The organism is Desulforhopalus singaporensis, assembly GCF_900104445.1.
Classification (GTDB): Bacteria; Desulfobacterota; Desulfobulbia; order Desulfobulbales; family Desulfocapsaceae; genus Desulforhopalus_A; species Desulforhopalus_A singaporensis.
Genome location: NZ_FNJI01000019.1, coordinates 1 through 23337 on the forward strand (window position 1 = coordinate 1; position 23337 = coordinate 23337).

At 48.4% G+C, this 23337-nt stretch carries 14 protein-coding genes; 6 read left to right on the plus strand and 8 right to left on the minus strand.

The features are described from left to right. The 6 genes from BLQ17_RS13315 to BLQ17_RS13340 form a co-directional block, all read left to right on the plus strand. A partial coding sequence (locus BLQ17_RS13315) for a transposase (protein ID WP_143005508.1) occupies positions 1-375 on the plus strand: 375 nt, incomplete at its 5' end. Positions 376-1007: 632 nt separating this feature from the next. Further along, positions 1008-2822, plus strand: a complete 1815-nt coding sequence (locus BLQ17_RS13320) for a serine hydrolase domain-containing protein (protein ID WP_092223647.1) — start codon at positions 1008-1010, stop codon at positions 2820-2822. A 432-nt stretch (positions 2823-3254) separates the two neighbouring features. Continuing rightward, on the plus strand, positions 3255-4253 hold the full coding sequence (locus tag BLQ17_RS13325; RefSeq protein WP_092223649.1) for a glycine betaine ABC transporter substrate-binding protein: 999 nt from the start codon (positions 3255-3257) through the stop codon (positions 4251-4253). Between the two features lie 256 nt (positions 4254-4509). Then, positions 4510-6717: a cache domain-containing protein gene (locus BLQ17_RS13330; protein ID WP_092223651.1), complete on the plus strand. Its 2208-nt coding sequence runs from the start codon at positions 4510-4512 to the stop codon at positions 6715-6717. A gap of 181 nt (positions 6718-6898) precedes the next feature. Next, the gene (locus BLQ17_RS13335) at positions 6899-7552 is read left to right on the plus strand and encodes a response regulator (protein ID WP_092223653.1); all 654 of its coding nucleotides are present in this window, start codon (positions 6899-6901) and stop codon (positions 7550-7552) included. Between the two features lie 741 nt (positions 7553-8293). Then, a complete protein-coding gene (locus tag BLQ17_RS13340; RefSeq protein ID WP_092223655.1) occupies positions 8294-10276 on the plus strand; it encodes an HYR domain-containing protein in 1983 nt (660 codons plus the stop codon). 337 nt (positions 10277-10613) lie between these two features. Here BLQ17_RS13340 and BLQ17_RS13345 read toward each other — a convergent pair whose 3' ends face one another. From BLQ17_RS13345 to BLQ17_RS13380, 8 genes are all read right to left on the minus strand, one after another. Beyond that, the gene (locus BLQ17_RS13345; RefSeq protein ID WP_245695135.1) at positions 10614-11435 is read right to left on the minus strand and encodes a sirohydrochlorin cobaltochelatase; all 822 of its coding nucleotides are present in this window, start codon (positions 11433-11435) and stop codon (positions 10614-10616) included. Positions 11436-11542: 107 nt separating this feature from the next. After that, the gene (locus BLQ17_RS13350) at positions 11543-13318 is read right to left on the minus strand and encodes a TonB-dependent receptor (protein WP_218121786.1); all 1776 of its coding nucleotides are present in this window, start codon (positions 13316-13318) and stop codon (positions 11543-11545) included. Positions 13319-13434: 116 nt separating this feature from the next. Next, positions 13435-15480 (minus strand): adenosylcobinamide amidohydrolase, encoded by a 2046-nt coding sequence (locus BLQ17_RS13355; RefSeq protein ID WP_092223661.1) that lies wholly within the window; start codon positions 15478-15480, stop codon positions 13435-13437. Then, the gene (locus BLQ17_RS13360) at positions 15477-15842 is read right to left on the minus strand and encodes a DUF2149 domain-containing protein (RefSeq protein ID WP_092223663.1); all 366 of its coding nucleotides are present in this window, start codon (positions 15840-15842) and stop codon (positions 15477-15479) included. Before BLQ17_RS13360 ends, BLQ17_RS13355 begins: the two co-directional genes overlap by 4 nt. After that, positions 15814-16452, minus strand: coding sequence for a MotA/TolQ/ExbB proton channel family protein (locus BLQ17_RS13365; protein WP_245695136.1), 639 nt, complete (start codon positions 16450-16452; stop codon positions 15814-15816). The genes BLQ17_RS13360 and BLQ17_RS13365 overlap by 29 nt, the downstream gene beginning before the upstream one ends. Continuing rightward, positions 16449-17195 (minus strand): DUF2162 domain-containing protein, encoded by a 747-nt coding sequence (locus tag BLQ17_RS13370; RefSeq protein ID WP_092223665.1) that lies wholly within the window; start codon positions 17193-17195, stop codon positions 16449-16451. Before BLQ17_RS13370 ends, BLQ17_RS13365 begins: the two co-directional genes overlap by 4 nt. 40 nt (positions 17196-17235) lie before the next feature. After that, positions 17236-21207 carry a cobaltochelatase subunit CobN gene (locus BLQ17_RS13375; RefSeq protein ID WP_245695137.1) on the minus strand — a complete coding sequence of 1324 codons (3972 nt, stop codon included), beginning with the start codon at positions 21205-21207 and terminating at the stop codon, positions 17236-17238. A gap of 74 nt (positions 21208-21281) precedes the next feature. Beyond that, complete coding sequence (locus BLQ17_RS13380) at positions 21282-23312, minus strand: TonB-dependent receptor plug domain-containing protein (protein ID WP_092223667.1); 2031 nt, start codon at positions 23310-23312, stop codon at positions 21282-21284. Between the last annotated feature and the right edge of the window lie 25 nt (positions 23313-23337).

Sequence of the window (23337 nt, forward strand, 5' to 3'; positions counted from 1 at the left end):
AGATTTGGCGGCAAAGCCCTTGGCCGCCCACCGAAACAAACGTCTGAGAATGCGGAGAAGATTCGTAAAATGAAGGAGCAACGAATCCGGGACAGCAGAGAACGGATCCCAATTGAAGGTAAGTTTGGCCAGGGGAAAAACGGATACCGGCTCAACTATATTCGAGCGAAACTCCAGAAAACCTCTGAAGCATGGATTAACTGTATCTTCTTGGTGATGAATCTCATGGTTCTGCTCAAGAAATTGGGCAAAAACCTCACGCTATCGTTGCTTGCTCAACTTTTTAGGCTTTGCAGCAGGATTATAGCAGCTATTTTGGAGAGAGCCTCCGTGCGGGGTATCGCCGGGCCCGTCCTCGCGTGGCACCGACGATGATTTTCTGAGGAGGCTCTAAAATAGTCCCTTAGATGGTTGAATAGCGCGAGTGACCAGTCCAATATTTGTGACTCGGAATTTTTGAAGCGGTTAACCAGAAAATCGCCAATTTACCGGCCATTAATCCAAATGTATAATTATTTTGCAATCCACGCTGAATTTAAGGGTGGACAGATCCAGGATACTGATTCCATAGCTCTCAATACGAACGGAATATGGCACCGACCCAGGATAATTGGGGTGCTGGTAACATCAGGGTCCTTTTAAACGTCATGTATAAGCTGGATCCTGCGTAACCGGGGGAATCCCTGACACAGTCACAACAGTTACGTGAGCAAAGACCGTAGAATAGTATATGCATAAAATAGCGTCACTGTAGGTTGAAGCAGAATCAGGTAATAGGTGTGCAATACCCAAGGTCTATGAAGGTTTCGACTGAAGGTGGTTGCTGCATGACTGTTCCTGGCCTCAAATTCACTGCAGAGAACCCTGTACTTAATCTGCAGTGCGGCGCATCCACAGGCGAAGGGGGCAGTCAAGATTGTTGCCGTTAACAGAGCAGAGTTCCTGCTTTTATTAATCTGGGATTTTATGAAGTCCCTAAAGCCCAAAAAAAAATCGGAGGAAAATGTATGCGCGATTTGGTTCGGTTACTGTTTTTCACTTTTATCACTTCCATGCTGGTTACGAGCGCCATGGCCTCAGACACAATACCGCAGAAAGTAAAAAATACCGGTATTATGCGAAGCAAAATAGTGGCAACTGACCTGCTGAAACAAAACTTCAAGCCTGAAAAGCCGGTTTGCAATGTCGCTTTTTTGCCAGCACAGGACAGCTTGGCAGCTAAACACAGCTTTCAAGGGGAGCTCATGTTTACTGCCACTGAGATGCAAACCAGCCCGGATAAGCTTAAGTCGGAAAACATTTGGGGACTTAAGCCTAAAGTTTTTCCGGGGTTTAAAATCGCAATGTTTGACCTTAATGGAGCACTGGTTCCTGTATCAAGAGAGATAATTGTGCCAGATCCGGACCTACGAGGTGGAAGTTTCTGGGAAATAATTATTTCTCCCGGGAAAGTCTGGTCGGAACCCGGAGACAATGATTGGTCTCGAGCTAGTTTTCCGTTTGTCCTCATGAACTCCATCGAAGGTGAGTCACATAACGGCGTCGCAACCTTCCTGTTCAATGACAAAGAGATATCTCAGGTTCGTTACCAATTGGTGCAGCAGACATCACCTTTTTATGTGGTTGATTATTTTACTGCCTGGGGACAGCTTTCTGTTCAATATACCCCACAGAAGATAGCCAATCTGGACCAACTGAAAAAATCTTTTGAACAGGAGTCTGTGGCAAAATTACCAACAGCTCCCTGGCGAAAACTTGAAGAGTTGGTAGGTCGTGAAAAGTTAGAGTACTACAACGGAGCAATGGACCCAAATGACTTGGTACAAAACGCTTTTATTTACAAAGGGGTAATGTATGTACAGGCAAGTCAAACTGCTTATGGGGATTTTCCTTATCCTCCGCGATATGGTGTCTGGTCCATGACTAAATCATGTGTCCCCTCCTTAACCTTATTACGACTCGCTCAAAAATATGGTGCCGAGGTATTTGATCTCAAGATTAAAGACTACGTTGAAGTGACTGCCAACCATGACGGCTGGGAAAATGTCACTTTTCTGGATGCTATTAACATGGCTACAGGTATGGCCAACAGCGCAGATTCCAACACAGACCCCAAGGGTGGAAGTACAGTTGACTACGTTTTTGGCGGGGATTATTACGCTTGGTATGAAGCACGCAGTGCTGCTGAAAAAACGGCCGAAGTTTTCAAAGTTCCTGCTTACCCCTGGGGGCCGGGCAAAGTAATGCGATACCGCGACCGCACCATGTATATTTTGGGCGTAGCGTTAAATAATTTCCTCAAAACAAAAGAGGGACCGTCTGCAGATACCTGGGATATGATGATCAGTGAAGTGCTTAGGCCAATAGGCATTTTTCACGCCCCCCTGCAGAGAACCTATGAGAAAGATGGTCAAAAGGGAACTCCTCTATCTGCTTATGGTTTTTTCCCAACATTGGACGACCTGGCAAAAATTGGCCTGCTGATTCAAAATAAAGGAATGCATAATGGCCAGCAGCTCTTACATGGTCCTACGGTAGAGACTATTCTCTCTCAGGAAAAGAGAGGTCTCCCTATGTATGATAAAACAACCATTTTTGGTGACATGTATTATGAGAAGGCATATTGGAGAGCCCCTGCGAAGGGTATCGAGGGCAAAACAGTATTTGTCCCATTTATGAGAGGGTGGGGAGGAAACTTGATGGTAATCATGCCAAACGATATGATTGGCCTCCGGATTTCCAAAGGTTGGACCAACAAAAAAGCTAGTGATCCCTCTGGCATTATTGAGACGGGAAATCGAATTGAACCGTTCGTCAAATAATTAGATTGACATACGAATGTAACAAATTGGGCCCCCGGCGGACTGCCGGGGGTATCAGTGACAAGTAAACAGAACCTGACTATCCAGAACCAACTCCAGTAAAACTTTCTCGGTCAAGTGTACGGCAGGATCGGCTTGCACAAAGGGGTTCTCCGGATCGAATTGTTATCGTAACTTTTGTAAACCAAAACTGGTGTCACACTGATCACCAGGGACCGCCGATAAAACGTCTTGAATACTCGGCATAAATTGTTCTCGATGGTCCGGGAAAAACATGCCTGACAATCACATGCGTATGCGTGTGATACTGAACCCTTGGAATATCCGCCTGTCCCCTGTCGCTGATTGACATGCACATCGGTTTTTGGCATTATCATGAGATGTTAGATCCCGCTGAAGCTCCAATAAATCCAAGGGTTGTTGGTCTTGACCATGAACAGATTAAAAACCATTCTCCTGTTGTTGATAATTCTGCCGTTATTGACAGGCTGCCCCGATAAGCCGACTATTGTTTTCTATAAAGGCAGCTGGGAATCCATCTGGATAGTAAATGCAATTTCTGAATTCATCATCACCAAGGGGTATGGTTATCCTGTTCAGGCTTTCTATAATTCGGGGCCGGTTGGAAAGGAGAAAATAGCGTCGGGACAAATTGATGTAATCATGGAACTGTGGCAATTCAACAACAGGGAATGGTACAAAAACCAGAAAGAACGTGGAAACATTGTAAATTTGGGCGCTATATACAATAGCGCTCCTCAGTATTGGATTATCCCCAAATGGGTGGCCGAGAAATATCATATTGATACGGTCTATGACCTGAAAGAGCACTGGAGGTTGTTTACAGATGCGGAACATCCTTTCAAGGGGGTCTTCTATAATGCCATTTTTGGCTGGGGTGCCTGTAAAACCAACATTGTTAAACTGAAAGCTTATGGGTTGTATAAGTATTTTGATGTGATAACACCAGCATCCACCTATGTGCTGGAATCCGCTTTGATAAGATCTCAACAAAGAAATCTACCAGTCTTTGGCTATTCCTGGACACCAAGTCCCATGGATGCGTATGAATGGCATATTTTAAAGGAGCCTGCCTTTAGCAAGGAGTGCTGGGATTCGATCAGTGATGCCATTGACAATGAAAGCGTGCTGCCCTCTGTGCAAGGATGTGCATATGAAGATGCGCCTGTGGATAAAATTGTCCATAAGAGTTTTTTGAATAAGGCACCAGATGTGGCGGAGATGTTGCGGAAAATATATTTTGATATTGCAGTATTGAACGAGTTGGAAGTGTGGACGGATAAGAATTGCAAGGGAGAATGGAGAAGAACATCCGCCTATTTTCTGAAAAATTATGAAGAGATATGGAAACCCTGGGTTTCGCCTGGGGCTTTTCGCAAAATCAAGCAACATCTGCGCGAGCTGGAGTAGAAGTTTCTTTCCTACTATATCATGGCGGTAAGCGAATGATTGTGCCTGGAGTCACCAACTTCTCAACCCTCCCGAGTCGGCATGCGATATTAAGGAACCGGAAAGCAAAACTTCTATGAAGTCGTACGCCACAAAGACCACATTCTAGTTAATTGAAAGCGTCACAGATACGGCAGGTGGAGTCGATGAGTGATTTCATGCAATGTCGCCTGGCCAGGTGCGGTCTTAATTTGTCTATCGTTGAAATAATATAGATATGTTTGCATCAGCCAAGCGAAAGAGAACTCTTCAGACCAAAACGTTTATTCTCTCTTTACTGTCTATTGTTGCCATTTGTTTCCTGGGCATAGTCCTGTTCGTTTTATATGAAAAGGAGACCCGGAATCTGGTCTTGCAGCGGGACAAGGAACTTGCAAGGATCACCGCACACAGGCTCTCGGAAAGTCTCAATCAATATTTTAAGAACCTTCAGTTGACTGCTGCCCGGATAAATACCTCTACCGATGAACCCGCATTTATAGAAACTCAGCTTGAAGAACTGAAAAAATACTATCTGCTCTTTGACGCCGGCATCGCGATTTATGGAAAAGACGGTGCGGTGCTTTTTTCTTATCCGCATTATATCGCTCGTCAGAAAGAACCCTTTCCGGACAGGGAAACCTTTGCCAGGGTGAAAGCAACTCTTCGGCCCGCTATCTCCAACATTGTCGAAGATTCCCGGACCGGCGATAAAATTCTACTGTTAACAGTTCCGGTTATCGACAAAAACAGTAACTTGGAAGGCGTCCTGGCGGGCAGGGCTATGCTTAAATATTCTATTCTTGAAACTGAGTTTGCCAAAGTCCTTGAAATCAAGTCCGGACATACCGGATATGCATATCTTGTGGACGGCTATGGCTCGGTGGTTCATCATCGTGAGAACTCCCTGGTAGGCAACAGTCTGGCAGACCATTTCCCAGTGAAAATGGTGATGCGCAAGAGCAACGGCGCTACCTACAGCAAAGACCTGTCCGGAAGTAACATCATATGCGGGTTTGCCCAGGTGCCTGGAACAAACTGGGGAGTCGTCACCCAGGAAAACTGGGACGTTATCGTCGGCCCCATGAGGAAGTATGGCCTTTGGTTCCTCAAAACCATCTGCGTCCTTATCCTGTTCATATTGTTCTGTGTGTTCTGGGCACTCAACCGGGTTCTCAATCCCGTTAAAACGCTGACCCTGGGAGCTCAACAGATCGCCAAGGGCATGTTCGATTGTAGAATTGAAATCAAGACAGACGATGAAATCCAGGAACTCGCTGAGCAGTTCAATAAAATGGCACTGGAGTTGAAAAATTCTCATACCAAACAGGAACTCCAGCTGGAGGTGCTCAGGAAGTCGCATTCACTGCTGCATTCTGTTATTGAAAGCCCGGCTAATATCATTATCTTTTCCCTGGATACTGGCTACAGATATACCGCTTTCAATAACAACCACAGAAATGAAATAAAAACCAAATACAACATTTTCATCGAAAACACCATGTGTATGCTCGACTCAATCGATGACGACTATCTGGAGCATGCGAAAATTGTTTTTGACAGAGTATTGCATGGCGAACAACTGACGTTGATCAGAGAATCCGTCAGCCAGGGGACGCGGGTTTACTATGAGATGTTTTTCAACCCTATCTTTACGACAGATGGCTCTATCATTGGTCTAACGGTTTTTGCCATAGGCATTACCGAACGAAAAAATGCTGAATTTGAACTTCTCAACTACCAGGAGAAACTTCGGTCCCTGTCTAATGAACTGCTGCTTGCCGAGGAAAGGGAACGGCGGCAGATCTCTTTGGAACTGCATGAACGAATCGGACACGCCCTCGCCAACGCCTCGATGAAACTCTCGGTATTGGATGGAAAGGCTTTGGCGCCGGGGTATAAAAAGATTATTGAAGAAACCAACTCATTAATATCTCAAATAATACAGGATACACGAACGTTAACCTTTGAAATCAGTCCTCCTATTCTCTACGATTTTGGTCTTGAAGCAGGTGTTGACTGGCTGGTCGAACAGACTCGGGAACAGCACGGGGTTGAGATTGAATTTCAACGTAATCTTCAGTTTGGACACAGGTGTATGGATTCCGGTTTCAGGGTGCTGATTTTTAGAGCTATCCGGGAATTGCTTTTTAATACCATAAAACACGCTAAGGCCAGAACCGTGACGGTATCCATGGTCAGGGATGCAGACGATTTAATAGTGAGCGTGGCTGATGACGGGGTTGGATTTGACACATCGGCGGTAAATTTGAACGTGACCAGAAGCCTGGGATTTGGGTTGTTCAGTATAAAGGAGCGTCTTGGCAATCTAGGAGGTTATCTTGAGATTGAATCAAGGGTCGGTTCGGGGACCCAGGTCACGTTAACCTCGCCGATTAAATGGCAAGACGATATACCTGATTCCCCCTGGCCCTCAGTTTCATAGGACGGCTATTTATAGGCCTGATAGTATAACGAACATCTCCTCCACTGTTACTCAGTGGACATTGACTTAAAAAACCTCCCCGAAGCCTGCAGACAGGATCTGCGGCTATGTCGACAAATAAACCAGTCTGTTTACTGAGCTTCAGGGGGAGTCAGGAAGAGATATAGAGAGAAATAATGATATGGATATAAAAATATTGGTTGTCGATGATCACAAGATTACCCGGGACGGATTGTGTGCTTTGATAGAAAAACAACCCGACCTGAAGATTGTCGGCGAAGCCGACAACGGGCGGGACGCGGTTAAGCTGACCCGGAAACTGGAACCGGATGTTGTGGTGATGGATATCTCCATGCCCAATCTTAACGGGATTGATGCGACGCGCCAGATTGTCGCGTTATATCCAGACATAAAGGTTATCACCCTCTCCATGTATTCTGACAAAAGGTATGTCCAGGGAATGCTCAGAGCAGGAGTGTCGGGCTACCTGCTGAAAAATTGCGCGTTTAATGAACTGGTTAAGGCTATTAAAATGGTCATTTCCGGTCAGTCTTATATGAGCGCGGAAATAGCCCATATTGTCATGAAGGATTACACGCAAAGCCTAAACAGAGACGATACCTCCCCGGCTGAAATATTGACACTGCGAGAACGAGAGGTACTTCAGCTGATCGCTGAAGGTTTGAGTTCTGAGCAGATAGCCTCGCGTCTTTTTCTAAGCGTTAAGACGGTTTCCACCCACCGGCGCAAGATTATGGAGAAGTTGAAGATTGATAATCTAGCAGATCTTGTCAAATTTGCCCTCAGGGAGGGGTTGATCTCCCTTGAAATATAGATCTGGGATGCGACTTAAACAGGCACAACCAACCTCTGTTTCACCTCCGGCTGGCCCGGTGTTCTGTTCCAGTTGGATAACGGAGGTGACCAGGCGATCACGTTAACCTCTTATTAATTTGCTTTAAACCCATGCACAAGTAATCGGATCATGGCGATTCCGCGATCCAGCCCTTCGTTAAAGTTCTCTTCCCCTGAAATTTGCAGATAATTGGGCCAGTAAAGGGTGAGCCTCCGGGTCGTCTCGGTCACGCGGCCACAGATCAATAGTAGTGGGCGAAGGCGCTACTGCGACCAGTTCTCGGCAGAGCTGAGAAATTTTTGTTTAGAAAAAACGCTTTGTGTCGTAATTGAGCGGTAACCTGACGACTTTCAATGGGATTCTCTGACAATTGCGGGAAAATAACTGGATAGTCACGATGTGACACTGTTATTTGCGAAATTTGCAATATAAAATAATAGCGCATAGAATTTTATGTAGCAAAGACAAACCCACCGTAAAGCAGAAGAGCAAAACTGTCGATCTTTAAAAAAACGTAATTTTATGTCTCGATAGGTTTCAACTATTTCGATTCTTAAAACGGACATTTATCACTGTGTTACGCCAAAAAGGGCAGAATGAAACTAACAGTGTCATAACTGTGCTTTTGTAATCGCGGCATAGAAAGAGCACAGAAAACATCTTTTAACGAAAAGCATTTGTCAGGGGCGGACAGAAAAATTCTAAAAAAAGGATTTTGCTATGAGTGCTCAACAGGCAAAGATGTGTCTCTGTATTGTAATGACGATTATTTTCGGTATAAAGGTTGGGTTTTCATATGCAGACTATGACTGTAACAACCAGGCCTTAATTGACGCATGCGTTTGGGGATGTTCTGCTGCTGAAGGAGTCTGTGGAGGGGTCTGCGGTCCAGCGGAGGAGGCTTGCAAGCTGGGATGTGTCGCTGCTTCAGGGACATGCGGCTATTTGTGCGACTCTGCTGAAAAAAGCTGCAAAGCCGGTTGTACTGCTGCATCAGAGACATGTAAGGTCTTTTGTGGTGCCGGGGAGGGAGCATGCAAATTTGGTATTGCAGCTGAGTGTGGCCTTGAATGTACTTTCAGTGATTCATGTACAGTTGCCGGGTGTATTGAAGAGCGGACAGCCGCTTGCGATTTAAAATGCGATAATTGTGTCGCCGATTGCAAGAGCGATTGCGAGATTCCCTGTGATAATTGTAAATTGGACTGTAAGTCTGATTGTGCTACTGAATGTGATGATTGCGCACTTCCCTGCGAGGAAGACTGTCAGCTGCCATGCAGGCAAGTAGGGGAGGAGTGCGTCCCTGTTGATCCAGGTTTTGGCAAGCAATGCGCCGATGGCTTGGCGTGCTTTGCGACCTTAGGACTTGTCAATGAAAATGCTTTTACATGTTTTCCAGCCGAAGCGGAATTGTTTCCCGACGAAGTATGTCTTGGATTTCACAAACACGCTCTTCATTTTGCTGCTAAAACTGCAGGTGGAGCTATTAATTATGGGGCAAATTTTAGTAGTTCCTTCGTCGGGATGACATCAGTTGAATCCGGCCCTGTCTATGGCGCAGATGGTGAGTTTGGTTGCTATTTTACCCACTGTATAGGCGGCGAAACTGATATTGGTCTGGGGTTGTCGGGATGTGCAGGTTTGTATCTGAGCTATGATGATTTTAAAGGTGTAGCTGAAGTGTCGGCCCAATCGGTCAGTGCACCTCCCGGTTCTCCTCCTTTTGGTTATACAACGCAACAGGTATGGAATGTTTCCCAACAACTGTGGCCTCCGCCACTCACCGGAACGGCTGATTGTTTTGGGCTTGACGCGAGTATAGCCCCTTTCTCTTTTGCAGTGGCGTCCTGTTCTACTGTCGTAGATACTGTAGGTGATTACGATTTTGCGACCGGGAAAATGGAAATTGTAATAAATAATCCGCCTGTCGCATTATGCGAAAATAAGACTGTGTGCGCAGACCCTGTTTCCTGTATCGCCTACGCCGATATCGATTATGGATCGTACGACCCGGATGGCGATGATCTTGCCTACAGCCAATCGCCACCGGGGCCCTATTCTTTAGGTGAGCACGATGTCACCCTGGCTGTGGATGATCAGAATGGTGCCACAGCAACGTGCAATGCTCACGTGTATCTTGATGATTGTACTCCTCCAGAGATTACCTGCCCTGCACCAATTACGCAAGAGTGTACCCATTCCAGACAGGCACTGGTTGACTTAAAAGACGCAACCGCAACAGATACCTGTTCTGCGGTTTCGGTAGATCACCCTGGAGCAGCGAGTTATCCTCTGGGGGACACTCTTGTCACCTATACGGCAACCGATGCATATCTCAACACTGCCAGTTGCAATACTACGGTGTCGGTGGTTGACACGACACCTCCTGAAATTTTTTGCAATAGTGCTGCAATAGCACCTCCAAGTGTGCCGATTTCATTCAACGCTACTGCGATAGATAGTTGTGATACTACGAGCGTAACTATCAGTAATTTCGACTGTTATAATTTTACAAAAAAGCAAAAAAGAATTGATAAAACGGGGAGCTGTGTAGTTGAGGTCGAAGGTGGTATCATCAGGATAGTCGACACAGGAGGTGTCGGCAACAATATCTCCTGGACTGTAGAGGCTTTTGACCCAAGTGGCAACAGCAGCACAAAAATCTGTAGTGTTACCGTGCAACATCCCGGAGATATTGAATAGAAATAGATAGATTTGGCGAGTGGTTTTGACACGGCCTTTCTGACTCGGTAAGATTGTTTTCCCCCAGCAGGAGACTTTATTTTTAAAAATCATGCATAGAAACAGCGGTATGGTAATGCCCCGTCTCTTCTCTATAAAATAGCACGCTGGTATCCTTATTTTTTAACCTGCCCAACTCTTGCTTGGCTACCGCCCTCGAATTGGTTTGAGGATCTTAAATGTCTGGTGTTTGGTATATCGTTTCTTGCGCATACCTGCCTGGTTGTTTATCCGGGCAGTTTGCCGGAATTCATTGATCCTTGTTGGGTATTATCTTACGAGACAGGAACAGTTGCATTTAATAATATGCTGCAAGCGTTAACGATCTGGAGATACGTTCAGCAAAAAAATCTATGCACTCCGGATAGAAAGCGAGTCCTTTGAAATAGCGTTCATCTCTGTAGCTCACCTCTGGACATTCCACAGTAAAGCCCTGATTTTCGAGAGTCTCCCTCCAACTTCCCGTTTCACCCATGAGATCTTTTTTCACATGCAGCCCTGCAAAATACATCACCGGAATAATTTTTATCCGCGGATATTTTCTGTTCAGTTGCAATGTGTCGATCCTGTTGAAAACACTTTCATGGTCGGGAACACCATCGATGGAAGCGACCAGCACGTTTGGATACAGATCAATGGCAGTACGCTCCAGGCCAAGATAGGCTGAGTTTACAGGGTCCGCAACCAGAGGCGTTCCATGCAGAGCCAGCAGATTCAGACCCTTGTCAGGAGGCAGAAACTCACCCGCCACCACATCGAGTATCTGCCTGACAAAATGCCAGCGGTGACAAAGGGTCTCGCTGACGATGGTGCGCAGCCCTGGAAAATAGTAGCTTGTCTCAATCAGTTGCTGATATTCGGTACCAGGGAAAATATGCAGCGGCTGAATGATTGCTTTCCGGTAACCGTTTGCTTCTACTTTTGCCAGGATTTCCTGAAGGCTTGGCAGACCTTTTTTTTTACGTATTATTTCCGAGGTATATGCCCAGAAATGTTCATAATCCCCAAACACCTCTTGCAGCTTGTCTCGGAAAATTTCCAGCGCAGCTCCGCCCCGGTTGGAACTGCCAAAAGTGGCGATAATAATAGCGGGTTTCTCTTTAAGTTGCGGCAATCGCATCTTCCTTCCGATGTATCCATGTTGATGCATTTTTTATCCTTTACAATTTATTAAGTTTTATATCTGTAATGCAGACAATTACTCGGCAATCTTCTAGGTATCCAGATTTAGAAGGTCATATTCAGCCCGGTAAGAAGACGAAAGCCGTCATCCGGATAGCCGTAGTGAATATGGTAATCGACATCGAAAAGATTCTGAATAGTTACAAACCACTCCACGGCGACAGACTTTATGGCAAACGGCTGCGTCGCCTTCAGGTCTGTAGTTACATAGTCGTCGATATTTTGGGCTTCAATATTTTCAGCTTCACTATATTGCTTTGAACGATAGCGTAGCGTCGTCTCAAGCTTGGTCCCCAGTCCCTCCAAAACATAAAACAGAGTGAGTTTTACTTTGATTCTCGGTGTATAGGGAAGTTCCTTATCCGTATCTTCAATCTCGGAATCCTGGATGATAATATCAGCATCCGCGGTAATGCCGAGTTCTGTTTCATATTTCGCCGTCACCTCCACTCCATGACGCCACGAACGATTCGCATTGAGCGGCCGGTATATAAGGTCTTCCCCACGTTGGTAAACAATTGAATCTTTGGTATCAGAGCGGAAAAAAGATAACTGCAATTGACGCGATTTATCCTGCTGATATTTGATCGCGGTATCGAAAGACCAGATATTTTCCTCTTCCAGATCCGGATTTCCCCTTGCCTGGTCAATGCTTCCATGACTGGGTTGATACAGCTGTCCGAAAGTTGGAATATTTACGCTGTAACCAGCGCCTAATTTGACCGTCCATCTGTCCGCCATCTCATAGTTCAGCCCCCATGAAGCTCCCGGGTTAATATCGAAATCAGTGGTGTAATCTCCCCGGAGTCCCATTGTCATAACCAAGTCATCCAATATCCGGTCTGTCTGCGCTCCCAGTCCTCCAGTCAGCCGGTGATGTTGGCCGGACAGGGTATGATCGACATCTTCTCTTTCCACGATACCATTGATTCTGAGATTCCAATCATCACTCATCCAGGAATTTTCGGCTTTAAAACCTGCCTTTGTATTTTCCAGAGTTGAAATCATCCCTGACTGACTGTCATCTTCCAGGTCGATATAGTCACCATAAAGAGAGTAGGAGTATTCCCCTCCATCTCCACGGAATCCTTTCATCCGTCCGTCAACCGAAGCTTTCCGGTATGACTGCCGGGCGTCAGGGGTCGGATTGTCTACAGGTCCTGGTGACCCGTATCTCGAACCATAGTATCGAATCCCGAACTCCACCGTCGGCATGCCATCACCCAGCTGTTTGTCCCAGTTGGCGGCAAGACTTCCAGAGTTCCCGTCGCTGTTAATCTGTTTGCCGTCCCGGTGCATCCCTTCAGCAACAATCATTGTCGCACCTTGCTCGTTCTGTATCCGCTGACTCACACCTGATTCAACGCGGCCGTACGATCCGGCCGCTCCACGAATCCTGGTAACGCTTTTTTTTGTTTCGTCCCACCCTGTTGCAGAGTTCCTGGTGACAATACAGATGGCGCCGTCACTCCCTCCCGGGCCAAGCCAGACAGGGACAGGAGGCTTGAATACAGTAATCGTTTCGACTATATCGATAGGTATCGTCGATAACTCTACCCCACCATACTGGCTGGAATTCATTGGTCTGCCGTTGATAAGAACAAGTAGTGCGCCGCCTCCTTTGGCCGAGCCGCGAATCGATATCCGGGAGCCGGTTCCCGAGCTTTTCTGGACGTCCACTCCGGCCATGTTATTTAACACTTCCTCCACGCTGAGGATGTTGCGCTGTTGAATATCCTCCAGCCCCATCACCTCAACTTGGCCGGGATGCAGCCCCGCGTATTCGTTGATTCTCTCGGCGGTGACAACCACCGTTTCCATAACCTCCGTTTGAGCACCATGCAAGGAGTGCTGAGCGCCTATTGCATCGGAAATAAGCGGTATCAGGAGCAAGCAGACCGCAGCAAATGTGCATTTTTTCAGAAACTGCCCCTGGTTCATTGATTAGCCTCACTGGAAAAATCAGATTTATTCATTACTCCCGAGAATATTGCATTAAACGCCATAATCATTACCCTCGGCATAGATTCTCTTGCAAAATACGACCCGGGTTCCCCAATCTGTTTCCCCGCAATCCGGCGTGCAATCTCGAGACACCAGGAACCAAAGAGGTGAAGATCGCCTATGGTTCGCTGCTCAACTCCGTCACTCATAGCCATTGCCGCCTCAATAAACCCGGAATAAACCGGGTTAAGAAACAGTTGTTCGACCTGATAGGCAACTTGCTTTCTCTTTTCCGGGGCAATCCCGCGGGCTTTGTTCACCAGTTGTTGTACGCTCAGGTGTCTGTCTGCTAACCGCTCGAAAATATCGCGACCGTCCGTAATACCGTTTTGCTTGCCTATCGCCTCCTTGACTCCTGCATATGCTGTCCGGGCGATCAGTTCCCCCATCTTGGAGTGACCGCCGGCATTGTCTATGACAGGGCCGTTGCCTTGTACGACGATTATATTGTCCGTACCGGTGCCTGTCGCACTGCTGGTAAGCGACTGGTAGCTGCTGCGGATGTCGAGATCCTGGAGAGCGGCTGTTTTTCCCTCCGTCGCCGAAATAATAGCGCGAGTCATCGCTCTCGGGGTGAGATGCATATTGGAGAGAAAGATCATGTTTATTGTACCCGGTTCATAATAATTACCCACATCTTTGGCCATTCTTACAGCATTGCCGCGTACCCCGGCGGTAACCAGCCCGTAAACGGTCATATCCTTGAACGTCTCTTTTACTACCGCAAGGTTGTCCATGTCGGCTCCGGTGAACAAAAAAGCAGAGGTCTTGGAATCTTTACCGAGCACCGGTAAAATCTCGTCTCTGAGCTCCTTCAGACCCGACGAGTGATTTAAAGCCCAACAGGGCGGCGGGGAATAGTGATTGCCAACGGTTGCAATATTATCACGTTGGCCGTCGAGGGTTGATACTACGGTTCTGGGGGATGTAAAATCAACGATCAAACTCCTGTTTTTAAAATCGCGGACGATCGATGTTGCTATACCCGCCTCTTTAACAAAGTCAAGGTCAACTGCCAGCTCCCTTTTCTGAACGATTTTTCGAGGCAGCACCTCGTTTACAACATTACCGAATTCCTCAGGATAGATAAGCGATGCAAGCCAGGATACAAAATAGCCCAGATGCGTCGATGCTCGGCAGGTCAGGTCACAGGGAAAGGAGTGTATATTGCCCAGCTGCACAGCCTCGACCGATTTCCATCCGTCCTGCTGAAGCACAGACCCGCCAGCATTGAGATCGTGGCCGCATCCATAGATAAATTGTGGATTGAATCCGACGAATTGATCCTGTGTCACGGAGATAATCTGGCCCCCCATCCCAAAATCAGGCGGGAGCCCGCCCGCAGCCCGGATCATTTCATTTTGAAACGAGTCGTTGCCGGGCGTCATGATTTTCTTTCGGCCCATGAGGCGCATCACTCGTTTTCTTTTTGCCGGCGGAATTTTTGCGATTTTATCAGCGATCAGCGAGAGCAACTCCTTGTTGTCCGCTACGAGTTTTTCCGCCGCTTCTGCGCGGTGAAAGAGTTTACCCATCAGCCTGATATGGCTAAAAGCATCTTCCATGCAGCTGGTATCAACAACCAGCACCTGCGCCTGCTTGGTCAATAGCGGCATAAGGTTTTCATGGATTTTCGAAACAATGACCAGATCAGGTAGCAGCTGTTGGATTCTTGTTACAGAGGGACGAAAGAAACCACCAACTATAATTTTTCCAGCGGCACCCGGCAGAAATGAGCTGTGGTGAGTGATACCCGCAACAGAGTCGCCTGCCCCGATGGCAAAGATTATTTCCGTAGCTGAAGGAACCAGAGACACGACTCGTTTCGGTGCGCAATCGAAGTGAAACGTTGTACCTGAGTCGTCGACAATCTCAATCTGTTCGGCGTGACCGACCGCAGTGACCAGGAACCCCAGCACAAAAGTTAAAAATAGTAAATTTTTCATCATTCTCGTTTTCATCTTTTTCCCGTTCTTCATTGCTTTTCATCCGGAACATACACCATTGATCCGTCCTTGAGCCTATAAGCGACACCTAGCCTGCTTCCCATTCCTTTTGCGGCTTCTCTAGTGACTTTGGTAGCCGTCAGTTTCGCACCGTCTTTGACGAGAATCTCCATTTCGCCGGATTCCCGCTGTTTGACGATGGTCAGCTTCGATTGCTGATCGAAAAGATCCTGCATGCGAAAAACACCCATGAGTGTCATCAGCAGGCCGACAATAAATACCAGGCCTATATCAAACAGGTTTGCAACCCCGGTCATTGGGTCGTCGTCCCTGAAGGCCGGATCTCCAAATGCTTTTCCAGCCTGTCTAATTCTTTTGCGCTGCAAATATCTCATCTTTGCCCCTCATAATTTCTGCCGTTAGCAGCTCAGTTGCCAATTCCATGTTTTTAACGTCCTCTTCGATCCAGCGGCGTCGCACGGTATAGAAGAAAAAGGAGCAGGTGCCTATGGCCAGTCCGACGACAGTAGTAGTGAATGCAATGACCAGATCTGTTGTCAGTTTCGTCATATCACCCTGGCCAAGTGCGGCCAATCCCGTCCCCATGGGAATCAGGGTGCCGACGAGACCCAGTGAAGGGGCCACCCGCACGAGAATTCTCAATTTGTCCATTCCTTTCCATAATGTCCAGGTTGAGGTCTGCAGAAGATTCTCGACAGCAGCTTCCCTCGCGGTGTCTGTCTTTGCAATTGTATTGAGTGCATCGATGTATTTATTGACCCGATGGGAAACAGAGGGAGTTTTCCGGCCGCCTTGCAACAGCTGCGGCAGCTCCTGGGGCGAACACTTCTGCAATCTGAGTCGTTCGACCCATTCCGCAAAAAAAGAACCGGCATAAAGGATGACCACCAGTGTCAGTATCACCAGCAGAAACAGCACCGGATAGAGCAGGGATGATGATATCAGGTAAATGAATGATTTGAGTATTGCACCAAGGTTAATCATTGATAACTCCTTATTCTCTTTATGGTAAGACTGTAGCCTGCCAGGAAGGCAGCGGCGGTAAGCAGCGTCACGTTGACTGCGCCTGCAACATCTGCGGACAGGGTGTCGCTGCGGTAACAGGCCATCCTATAAATCTTGTCTAAATCGCCGAACTGCGGCATGATGATCGCCGAAAGCAGGAAATAGGCGGCCATCAGCAGCATGGTGCTGCCGAGAAAACCGTCGGGCTCCATCGGTGATCTTTTGCGCAGCAGGTGAACAGCAACCGGCGTAAGCAGGCTGATTGCCATGAATGCCAGGTAGAACAGAGCTGCGGTCAGGTAGAGGTGTTCCGGGAAATATGAAAGCAAAACCGCAGCTGACAGCAGGATGACAGTGAGGCATACTGGGCACGGCATTGCCAGAATCAGCCAGCCGCGGCTTTTGCCGATGCTGCCGTCATTTTTGGTCAGCAGCAGAAGCCCCCAGCCAATCATCAAGGCAGCAATAACCAGGTGCCCCAGCATACCGGACCGCAGCCATCGCTGTATAAGGTCCAGGTGACGGACCAGGTCAACATGTTGCAATACCAGAACGGCACTGGCAAATACCGCCAGATACGTCATGACAAACAGACTGCACGCTCCTATTTTCGAACGCGTCCGTGCACTTCCTGCAAAACAGTAAGAGAGTCCGACACCACTCTTGACGGCAAAAATGCCTACACTGAAGAGCACCCCCAGAATGAGACTTTTCAACACCATTTTTCTTTCCTTGTTTTAGTGAATTTGCAAACCGCGCTTTTCAGCGCCTCTTTCGTGAGCCAAGATAAAAGAGGACAATCAGCAGCAGGATAAAAACTGACGCCATCCACTGGATTCCCGATGAACTGAGGTCCGTGGTCTCATCCTCACGGTTGATGTCTTCCATTTTGTAGCCTTCGACCGGCTGGAGATCTTCGGATCCCTCAACTTGTTTGTCGGCATCAATCTTTTCCTGCTGTGTCGGTTCGTTCTCGCGTTTTTGTTGTCCAGGCGCGGAATTGAGTTGCGACAGCAGCTCTTTTCTCGTTTCGGCCTGTTCTTCAAGACTTTTTTTGCCCATTTTCTCTATGGCAAGTTTGAACTGCTCCACCATTTCCGGAGATAAAACTCCGGGGAGGGAAATGAGGTTGACGACCATCTGGTTCAGCATCGGGTTATTGCAGGTATGATCGCAGCAGGCCACGCCCTTTTCGACGACACTGACCGCGTATTCAGCAGCTAGTTTCTTGGTTACTTTTTCATCCGGATGCCAATACCCTTTGCGTACCGTTTCAAGCATACGTGCCGTCAACGACTGATAGGCCCAGGGGCTATGTTCGTTGAAAAACTCCTTAAGCTCCATGCCGTATTTGTCCTCGACATAGACCTCGAACACCTGCCGCCATTTGTCGGCACCGACCGCGTCACGTACGGTCACCTGCCAACCCCATAGATTCTCGGCAAAATCAGCCATCTGTCGCGCTCCCCCATAGTTATCTTTTTTCATTCCTTCGATCCATTGCGGATTCAGATAACGGGTTCGCATCTCCCGGCCGATGGTCTTGGTGACGTCCTCGACCTGCAGTTCGTCCTTTTTGCGATGCAGGGTAACCATGGTGTCGGGTGTTTCACCCCTGATGTTTTTCACCGCGAGCGACATGCCGCCAAGGTACATGAAGAAGTCATCGGTATCGATAATGCCGATTACGTTGCTCGATCGCGAGTGCACGGCAATATCAATTCCACGCAGGTTTTCGGCAAAAGCCTTTTTCACAGGCACCGCCCATTTACCCTGACCCACAGCAAACTGTGTGCGGTTGAGGTAGATATCGCTGATGGATTTGTCAGTGTCCCACAGGCCGGAGGCGCCAGCCATCTCGGCAACACCATTGCCGTAGGATCCCGGCTCTTCTGTAAAGATGCGGAAGCGTGACTGTTGCTCGGCCATATCTTCGCTCAACCCGGCCTGGAGCAGTGATTTTTTGATAGCCTGCTTGTTTTTCGCCAGGAAATTATCGATATCGTTTTGCACCATCGCTTTCTGGACCGCCTCGTCGAGAAAGACAAGCTTGTTGGGAAACATATCCCGATACAGTCCGGATGGATTGATCAATACATCGATGCGGGGCCGGCCAAGCTCACGGCGAGAAATGACACGACACCCCGTCACCCTTTCCGTAGCGTCCCAGACCGGCTCTACACCTATCAGATGCAGGATCGTGCTCTCATTGACGCCCTCATTTCTGGTAGTTTCCGTGGCCCACAGCACGATTCCGACTTTGTTCGGATATCTGCCTTCCTTCTCCAGCTTTTCCGCAATCATTTTTTCCGCCGCCCGCTTGCCGATCTCCCAGGCAGCTTTGGAGGGTACTTTGGCCGGGGAAAAACCGTAGAAATTTTTTCCGGTCGGGATTGCAGCCAGGTTGCGCAGAGGATCGTTGCCTTCTCCTGCCGGCACATATTCTCCGTTAAGGGCACGGATAAAATTGTCCATCTCCCGAACAGGCGAGGCCTCCAGATCACGCCGCACCTGCAATTCGTCGTTGTCCGGATTCTGTTTTCTGATCAGTTCGATTGTTCCGTTGGCCGCCTCGGCATCGTACGGTTTGCCGTAGGTATGCAGACCGTACGGCAGTGAGTTGGTATCTATTTCATGGAGATAGAGATGGATTTTCTCCATTGCCTCTTCATCTACTTCGTCCAGGCCAAGGTCCGAAGCGATGCCTGTCTGTTCGGCCAGCTGCCGTATTCGCTTTGCATATTCACCGGCGGTTTCACTGCCGTTTGCAAGAGCCATTTCATACTGCTCGTGAAGCTCCTGTATCTCCCTGTATTCATTGTAGAGGTCGGCCTCCTTCATCGGTGGCGTAAGGTGGTCCAATATGACCGCGCGCCCCCTTCGTTTTGCCTCGATGCCTTCCCCCACATCATCCACGATATAGGGATAGATATTAGGGATGGATCCTGTCATGATTTCCGGTGGATCCCATGGTGCCAGCCCTGCCTGTTTGCCCGGCAGCCACTCATAGGTTGCATGGGTGCCCAGGTGAACCATGGCGTCGGCCTTGAACTTTTTACTTAGCCAGAGATAGGCGGCGATATACTGATGGTGCGGATACAGGGTGGTGTCGTGGTAAAGCTTCAGGGGATCGTCACTCCATCCTCGGGCGGGCTCCGGCAGCAAGACAATGTTGCCCAGCTTGACCATGGGAAAAACAAACCGTCCGTCTTTTGTCATAATGGCACAGTCTTCCGGCTCTCCCCACTGTTCGAGCACCGGCCGTCTGAACTGCTCGGGCAGACTGGCAAACCATTGTTTGTATTCAGTAAGCGATACGGTTTCTACGCCGCCGGAAGCAAGCAGGACATCCAGTTCACCGGGAGCCCAGGAACCGATATTGCGTCCGCTAGCAAGGATCATGTCCTGGAGCTTTTTCTCGGAAAGATCTGCAAAACTGTCGACTGCATAACCTTCCTGTCTCATCCGGTCGAGGATGACCTGGAGGCTGCGGAAGACATTGAGGTAGGCCGCGGCAATATTCTGCTTCCCCTGGCTGTGATTGTAATAGATAATGGCAATTTTCTTCCGGGCGTTGTCCTTTTGCTGCAGCACCGCCCAATTCTGCAAGCGGGAGATAAGCAGGTCTATTGTTTCGTCCACTGGTTCGTAGATGTACAGTCGCCGGCCGGTGTCAGCATCAATAATTTCCTTTTTGCCGATCAAAACAGTTGGTTCCACAGCCCCGGAGAATTCGGGAGTCGATACGGCCCAGACCGTTTCCATAGGGCCTAGTCCAACCTCGCTTTTACGCCACTGCTCCGTTGTCTCCCCAAAGGGACGGATTACATTGAAGATCGGTACATTAATTTCAGTAAGGGCTTGTTTGATATCGTCGTTTATGCCGGAGGAAAACTTCATGGTGAAGGCGAGGATCATGTCCACGGGACTCTTGCCTGAAGAGGGCTTGAGAAAACGCGGAAGCACCATCTGCAGCGGCCCAAAACAGGGCAGGACGTTAAAACCCGCAGTCTCAAGTCTGGCAGTGAGCGCATCCGCTGCCTCGATCTGTCCCTCTTTCAGGGTTGAACCGTAAAACAGGATTCCGACCCACGGCTTCTCAGGATTGTAGCCGGTGCGTCCTGTATACCAGTCTCTGTAATTTTTCAGTTGCGGAAAATTTTTCGGGGCTTCAGGGTGATGCAGGCAGATCTCCGGCAGTTTTTCGAGCTCACCAAAGGTTACCGTGGAATCGATATGACGATTGATTCCCATTCGAACCATGCTGACCAGATTGGCGACGCTCAGGTTATGATAATAAGCCATGACTTCAGGATCAAAAATAAATCCCTTTGTCTTTAGCTGTTCCGGGTCAGTGGCCTGATTGAGGGCGTACACCGTTCGTCCTGCCAGCAATCCTTCGTCAGTCATATAGGACACCAGTTCCGGCATCATCACGTTGACAAAAACAACTCCGCATCGTTCAATATAGGTTTTGGCATCCTGGGTTTCCTGCAGGTCGCCCAGGGTAAAGAAGCGGGTTTCAATGGAAGCCGGCAAATCAATCTGCCGCAAGGCTTGATGGACTTGATAGCTGTTGACATCAACTTCCAGAATTGCAATGGAAGCCGCCTCTTCTGCAGGTAAAAAACCAGGCATGATCATCAAGAGAAAAAACAGAGGCAATGCCATTGCCCCACCTCTTATGACACGTCTGAACGGCCACTGGCCGGTTGCGATATGTTTTATGTACATGTTACGATCCCTGGGCGGCCAACCCCGGAGTCCGGAGAATTTTCGGTCCATGCCGAGGGTGGCCGTGATAAGGTTCAGAAGTTATAGGTCAGACCAACCCGAAAACTGCGTTCTGCCATGAGATTGCCGCGAACCCATTCGACCTCCTGGTCGAAAAGGTTGAAAACGCTGCCGCGAACTTCCCAACCATTATCGAACTGGTAGCGCAAGGAAAGATCCCAGTAATCAAAGCTGTCTTTCTCCTCGACCATGTAGGTGTCGTAATTAGTGATCATCTGCGGCCCGACCAGCACATGATTGAGCTGGGTGGTAAGTCCGCCATATCCCGCACTCAGGCCGGACTTGACCTCGTAATCGGAAATATAGAGAAGATCAACGTCAGTTTCCTTGTCATTCTTGTCGACGACAAAACTCATATTGCTTGACAGGGAAAATTCCAGAGGCAGCTGTAAAGTCTGTCCTATGGCCCATTCAAGGCTGACGTCGACACCCCTGATAACGGCTTCGCCTCGATTCTCGTAGCTTATGGTGTTGACACCATCGACAACACTGAATGCAGAGACGATCTTGTCTTTATAATCGGTATTGTAATAGTCGACATTGACGGTCAGGGTATCGAGATAGACGTCGAAACCTGTCCCCCAGGTCAGGCTCGTTTCCGGTTCAAGGTCGGGATTTCCCAGATAGTGGATTCCTGTGGAGCTGTGAACATAATCAGCTGCGAGTTGATCTGCGGTCGGTGATTTGAACCCCTCTCCCAGATTTGCCCGCAGACGGAGCATCTCGTCAAAAAATTTAATTCCCGCCCCGATTTTTGGAGAGACATGATCATAATCTTCACTTCTCTCGGTGAATTCGGTATAGGTTCCGGTTTCCGCCTGCTTGGCACTGACATCGAAGCGGTCATAACGTGCCGCAGCGATAATGTTTATCCGTTTGTCAAGAAAATCGAGCGAATCCTGGACAAAGAGAGCCTGGTTGTCATAGTCGAGCCCGGGGGTATAGGGCACGGAAGGCTGGTAGCTGGAGATTGCGGAGGATTCCTTCTCCATTGTCTCGAGCGTGAAGCCCATGAGCAGCCTGTTCCATTCGTTCAACTGCCAGGACACCTGGTGATCGGTACCGAGCGTCTCGTCGATGTATTTCGTCTGGTCGGAATCGGGATCGGCTGCCCCCCATCTCCAGTGGTTTTTATCCCAGAGATAGTAAAATACACCTTTCCAGTGGAGCTGCCCCTCGAAAAAAACACCGTTATATTCCAGATCTCCGTATCCTGTAGACTTGTCATTGTTCTGCTCAGACGAAGGATCGTAGGTGGAATAGGTTCCGTTCAGCCAGGACGGCGATTCGCTTTCCAGCTTGGAATAATTACCGCCAATGCGCAGTTCGTGGCCTTCGGCAAAAGTGTAGAGGAAGTTGCCGCCTATGTTCTGCTTGTCAACTTCTGAGTTGTGGATTGTCCCGTAGGTCGGCGCATCGTAATCGCCGCTGCTCTCAATGCTCACCGCAGTGAAAAAACGAAGGTTGTCGTTTATCTCGCCGCCGCCGGAAAGCTGGGTCTTGTAATAATCAAAGCTTCCGTAATCACCTGAAATTGCTGCTTGCAGCTCACCGTCACCCTTTTTTGTGATGAGATTGATTACGCCGCCCATGGCCGCGGAACCGTACAGTGCCGACGAAGGGCCTTTGATTACCTCGACCCGTTCAATCCTGTCCATGTTTATTTTTGCCGCATTGCCGGTCCCGATCCGGTGTCCGTCGATGAGCAGGAGGACGTAACCGGCAAGATCGGAACCGTGGGAATCGCTCCTGAATCCGCGTAAGCCGACAGGACTGAGAATGCCTGGATATTTATGGTAATGACCGGGAATGTATTTACCTATCAGGTCGCCGATATCCACGGATCCTGATAGTTCAATCATATCGCGGGTTATGATCTCGGTGGTGATCGGTACATCGATAGCCCGCTTTTCGGTCCTGCTGGCAGTTACTACCATATCATCGACAGCCTGCTGTTTTGCGGCGGCAGCGGGTAAGGCGACCAATGGCGTGAGCACCATGGAAATGAGGGCGGATCGTATTGACAACTGCTTTTCTCTTTTCATCTTTGTTCCTCTGGTTCTGAACGAA

Coding starts and splice junctions, on each gene's coding strand:
- BLQ17_RS13320 (WP_092223647.1), top strand. CDS start 1,008: ATGCGCGATTTGGTTCGGTTACTGTTTTTCACTTTTATCACTTCCATG.
- BLQ17_RS13325 (WP_092223649.1), top strand. CDS start 3,255: ATGAACAGATTAAAAACCATTCTCCTGTTGTTGATAATTCTGCCGTTA.
- BLQ17_RS13330 (WP_092223651.1), top strand. CDS start 4,510: ATGTTTGCATCAGCCAAGCGAAAGAGAACTCTTCAGACCAAAACGTTT.
- BLQ17_RS13335 (WP_092223653.1), top strand. CDS start 6,899: ATGGATATAAAAATATTGGTTGTCGATGATCACAAGATTACCCGGGAC.
- BLQ17_RS13340 (WP_092223655.1), top strand. CDS start 8,294: ATGAGTGCTCAACAGGCAAAGATGTGTCTCTGTATTGTAATGACGATT.
- BLQ17_RS13345 (WP_245695135.1), bottom strand. CDS start 11,435: ATGCGATTGCCGCAACTTAAAGAGAAACCCGCTATTATTATCGCCACT.
- BLQ17_RS13350 (WP_218121786.1), bottom strand. CDS start 13,318: ATGGAAACGGTGGTTGTCACCGCCGAGAGAATCAACGAATACGCGGGG.
- BLQ17_RS13355 (WP_092223661.1), bottom strand. CDS start 15,480: ATGAAGAACGGGAAAAAGATGAAAACGAGAATGATGAAAAATTTACTA.
- BLQ17_RS13360 (WP_092223663.1), bottom strand. CDS start 15,842: ATGAGATATTTGCAGCGCAAAAGAATTAGACAGGCTGGAAAAGCATTT.
- BLQ17_RS13365 (WP_245695136.1), bottom strand. CDS start 16,452: ATGATTAACCTTGGTGCAATACTCAAATCATTCATTTACCTGATATCA.
- BLQ17_RS13370 (WP_092223665.1), bottom strand. CDS start 17,195: ATGGTGTTGAAAAGTCTCATTCTGGGGGTGCTCTTCAGTGTAGGCATT.
- BLQ17_RS13375 (WP_245695137.1), bottom strand. CDS start 21,207: ATGTACATAAAACATATCGCAACCGGCCAGTGGCCGTTCAGACGTGTC.
- BLQ17_RS13380 (WP_092223667.1), bottom strand. CDS start 23,312: ATGAAAAGAGAAAAGCAGTTGTCAATACGATCCGCCCTCATTTCCATG.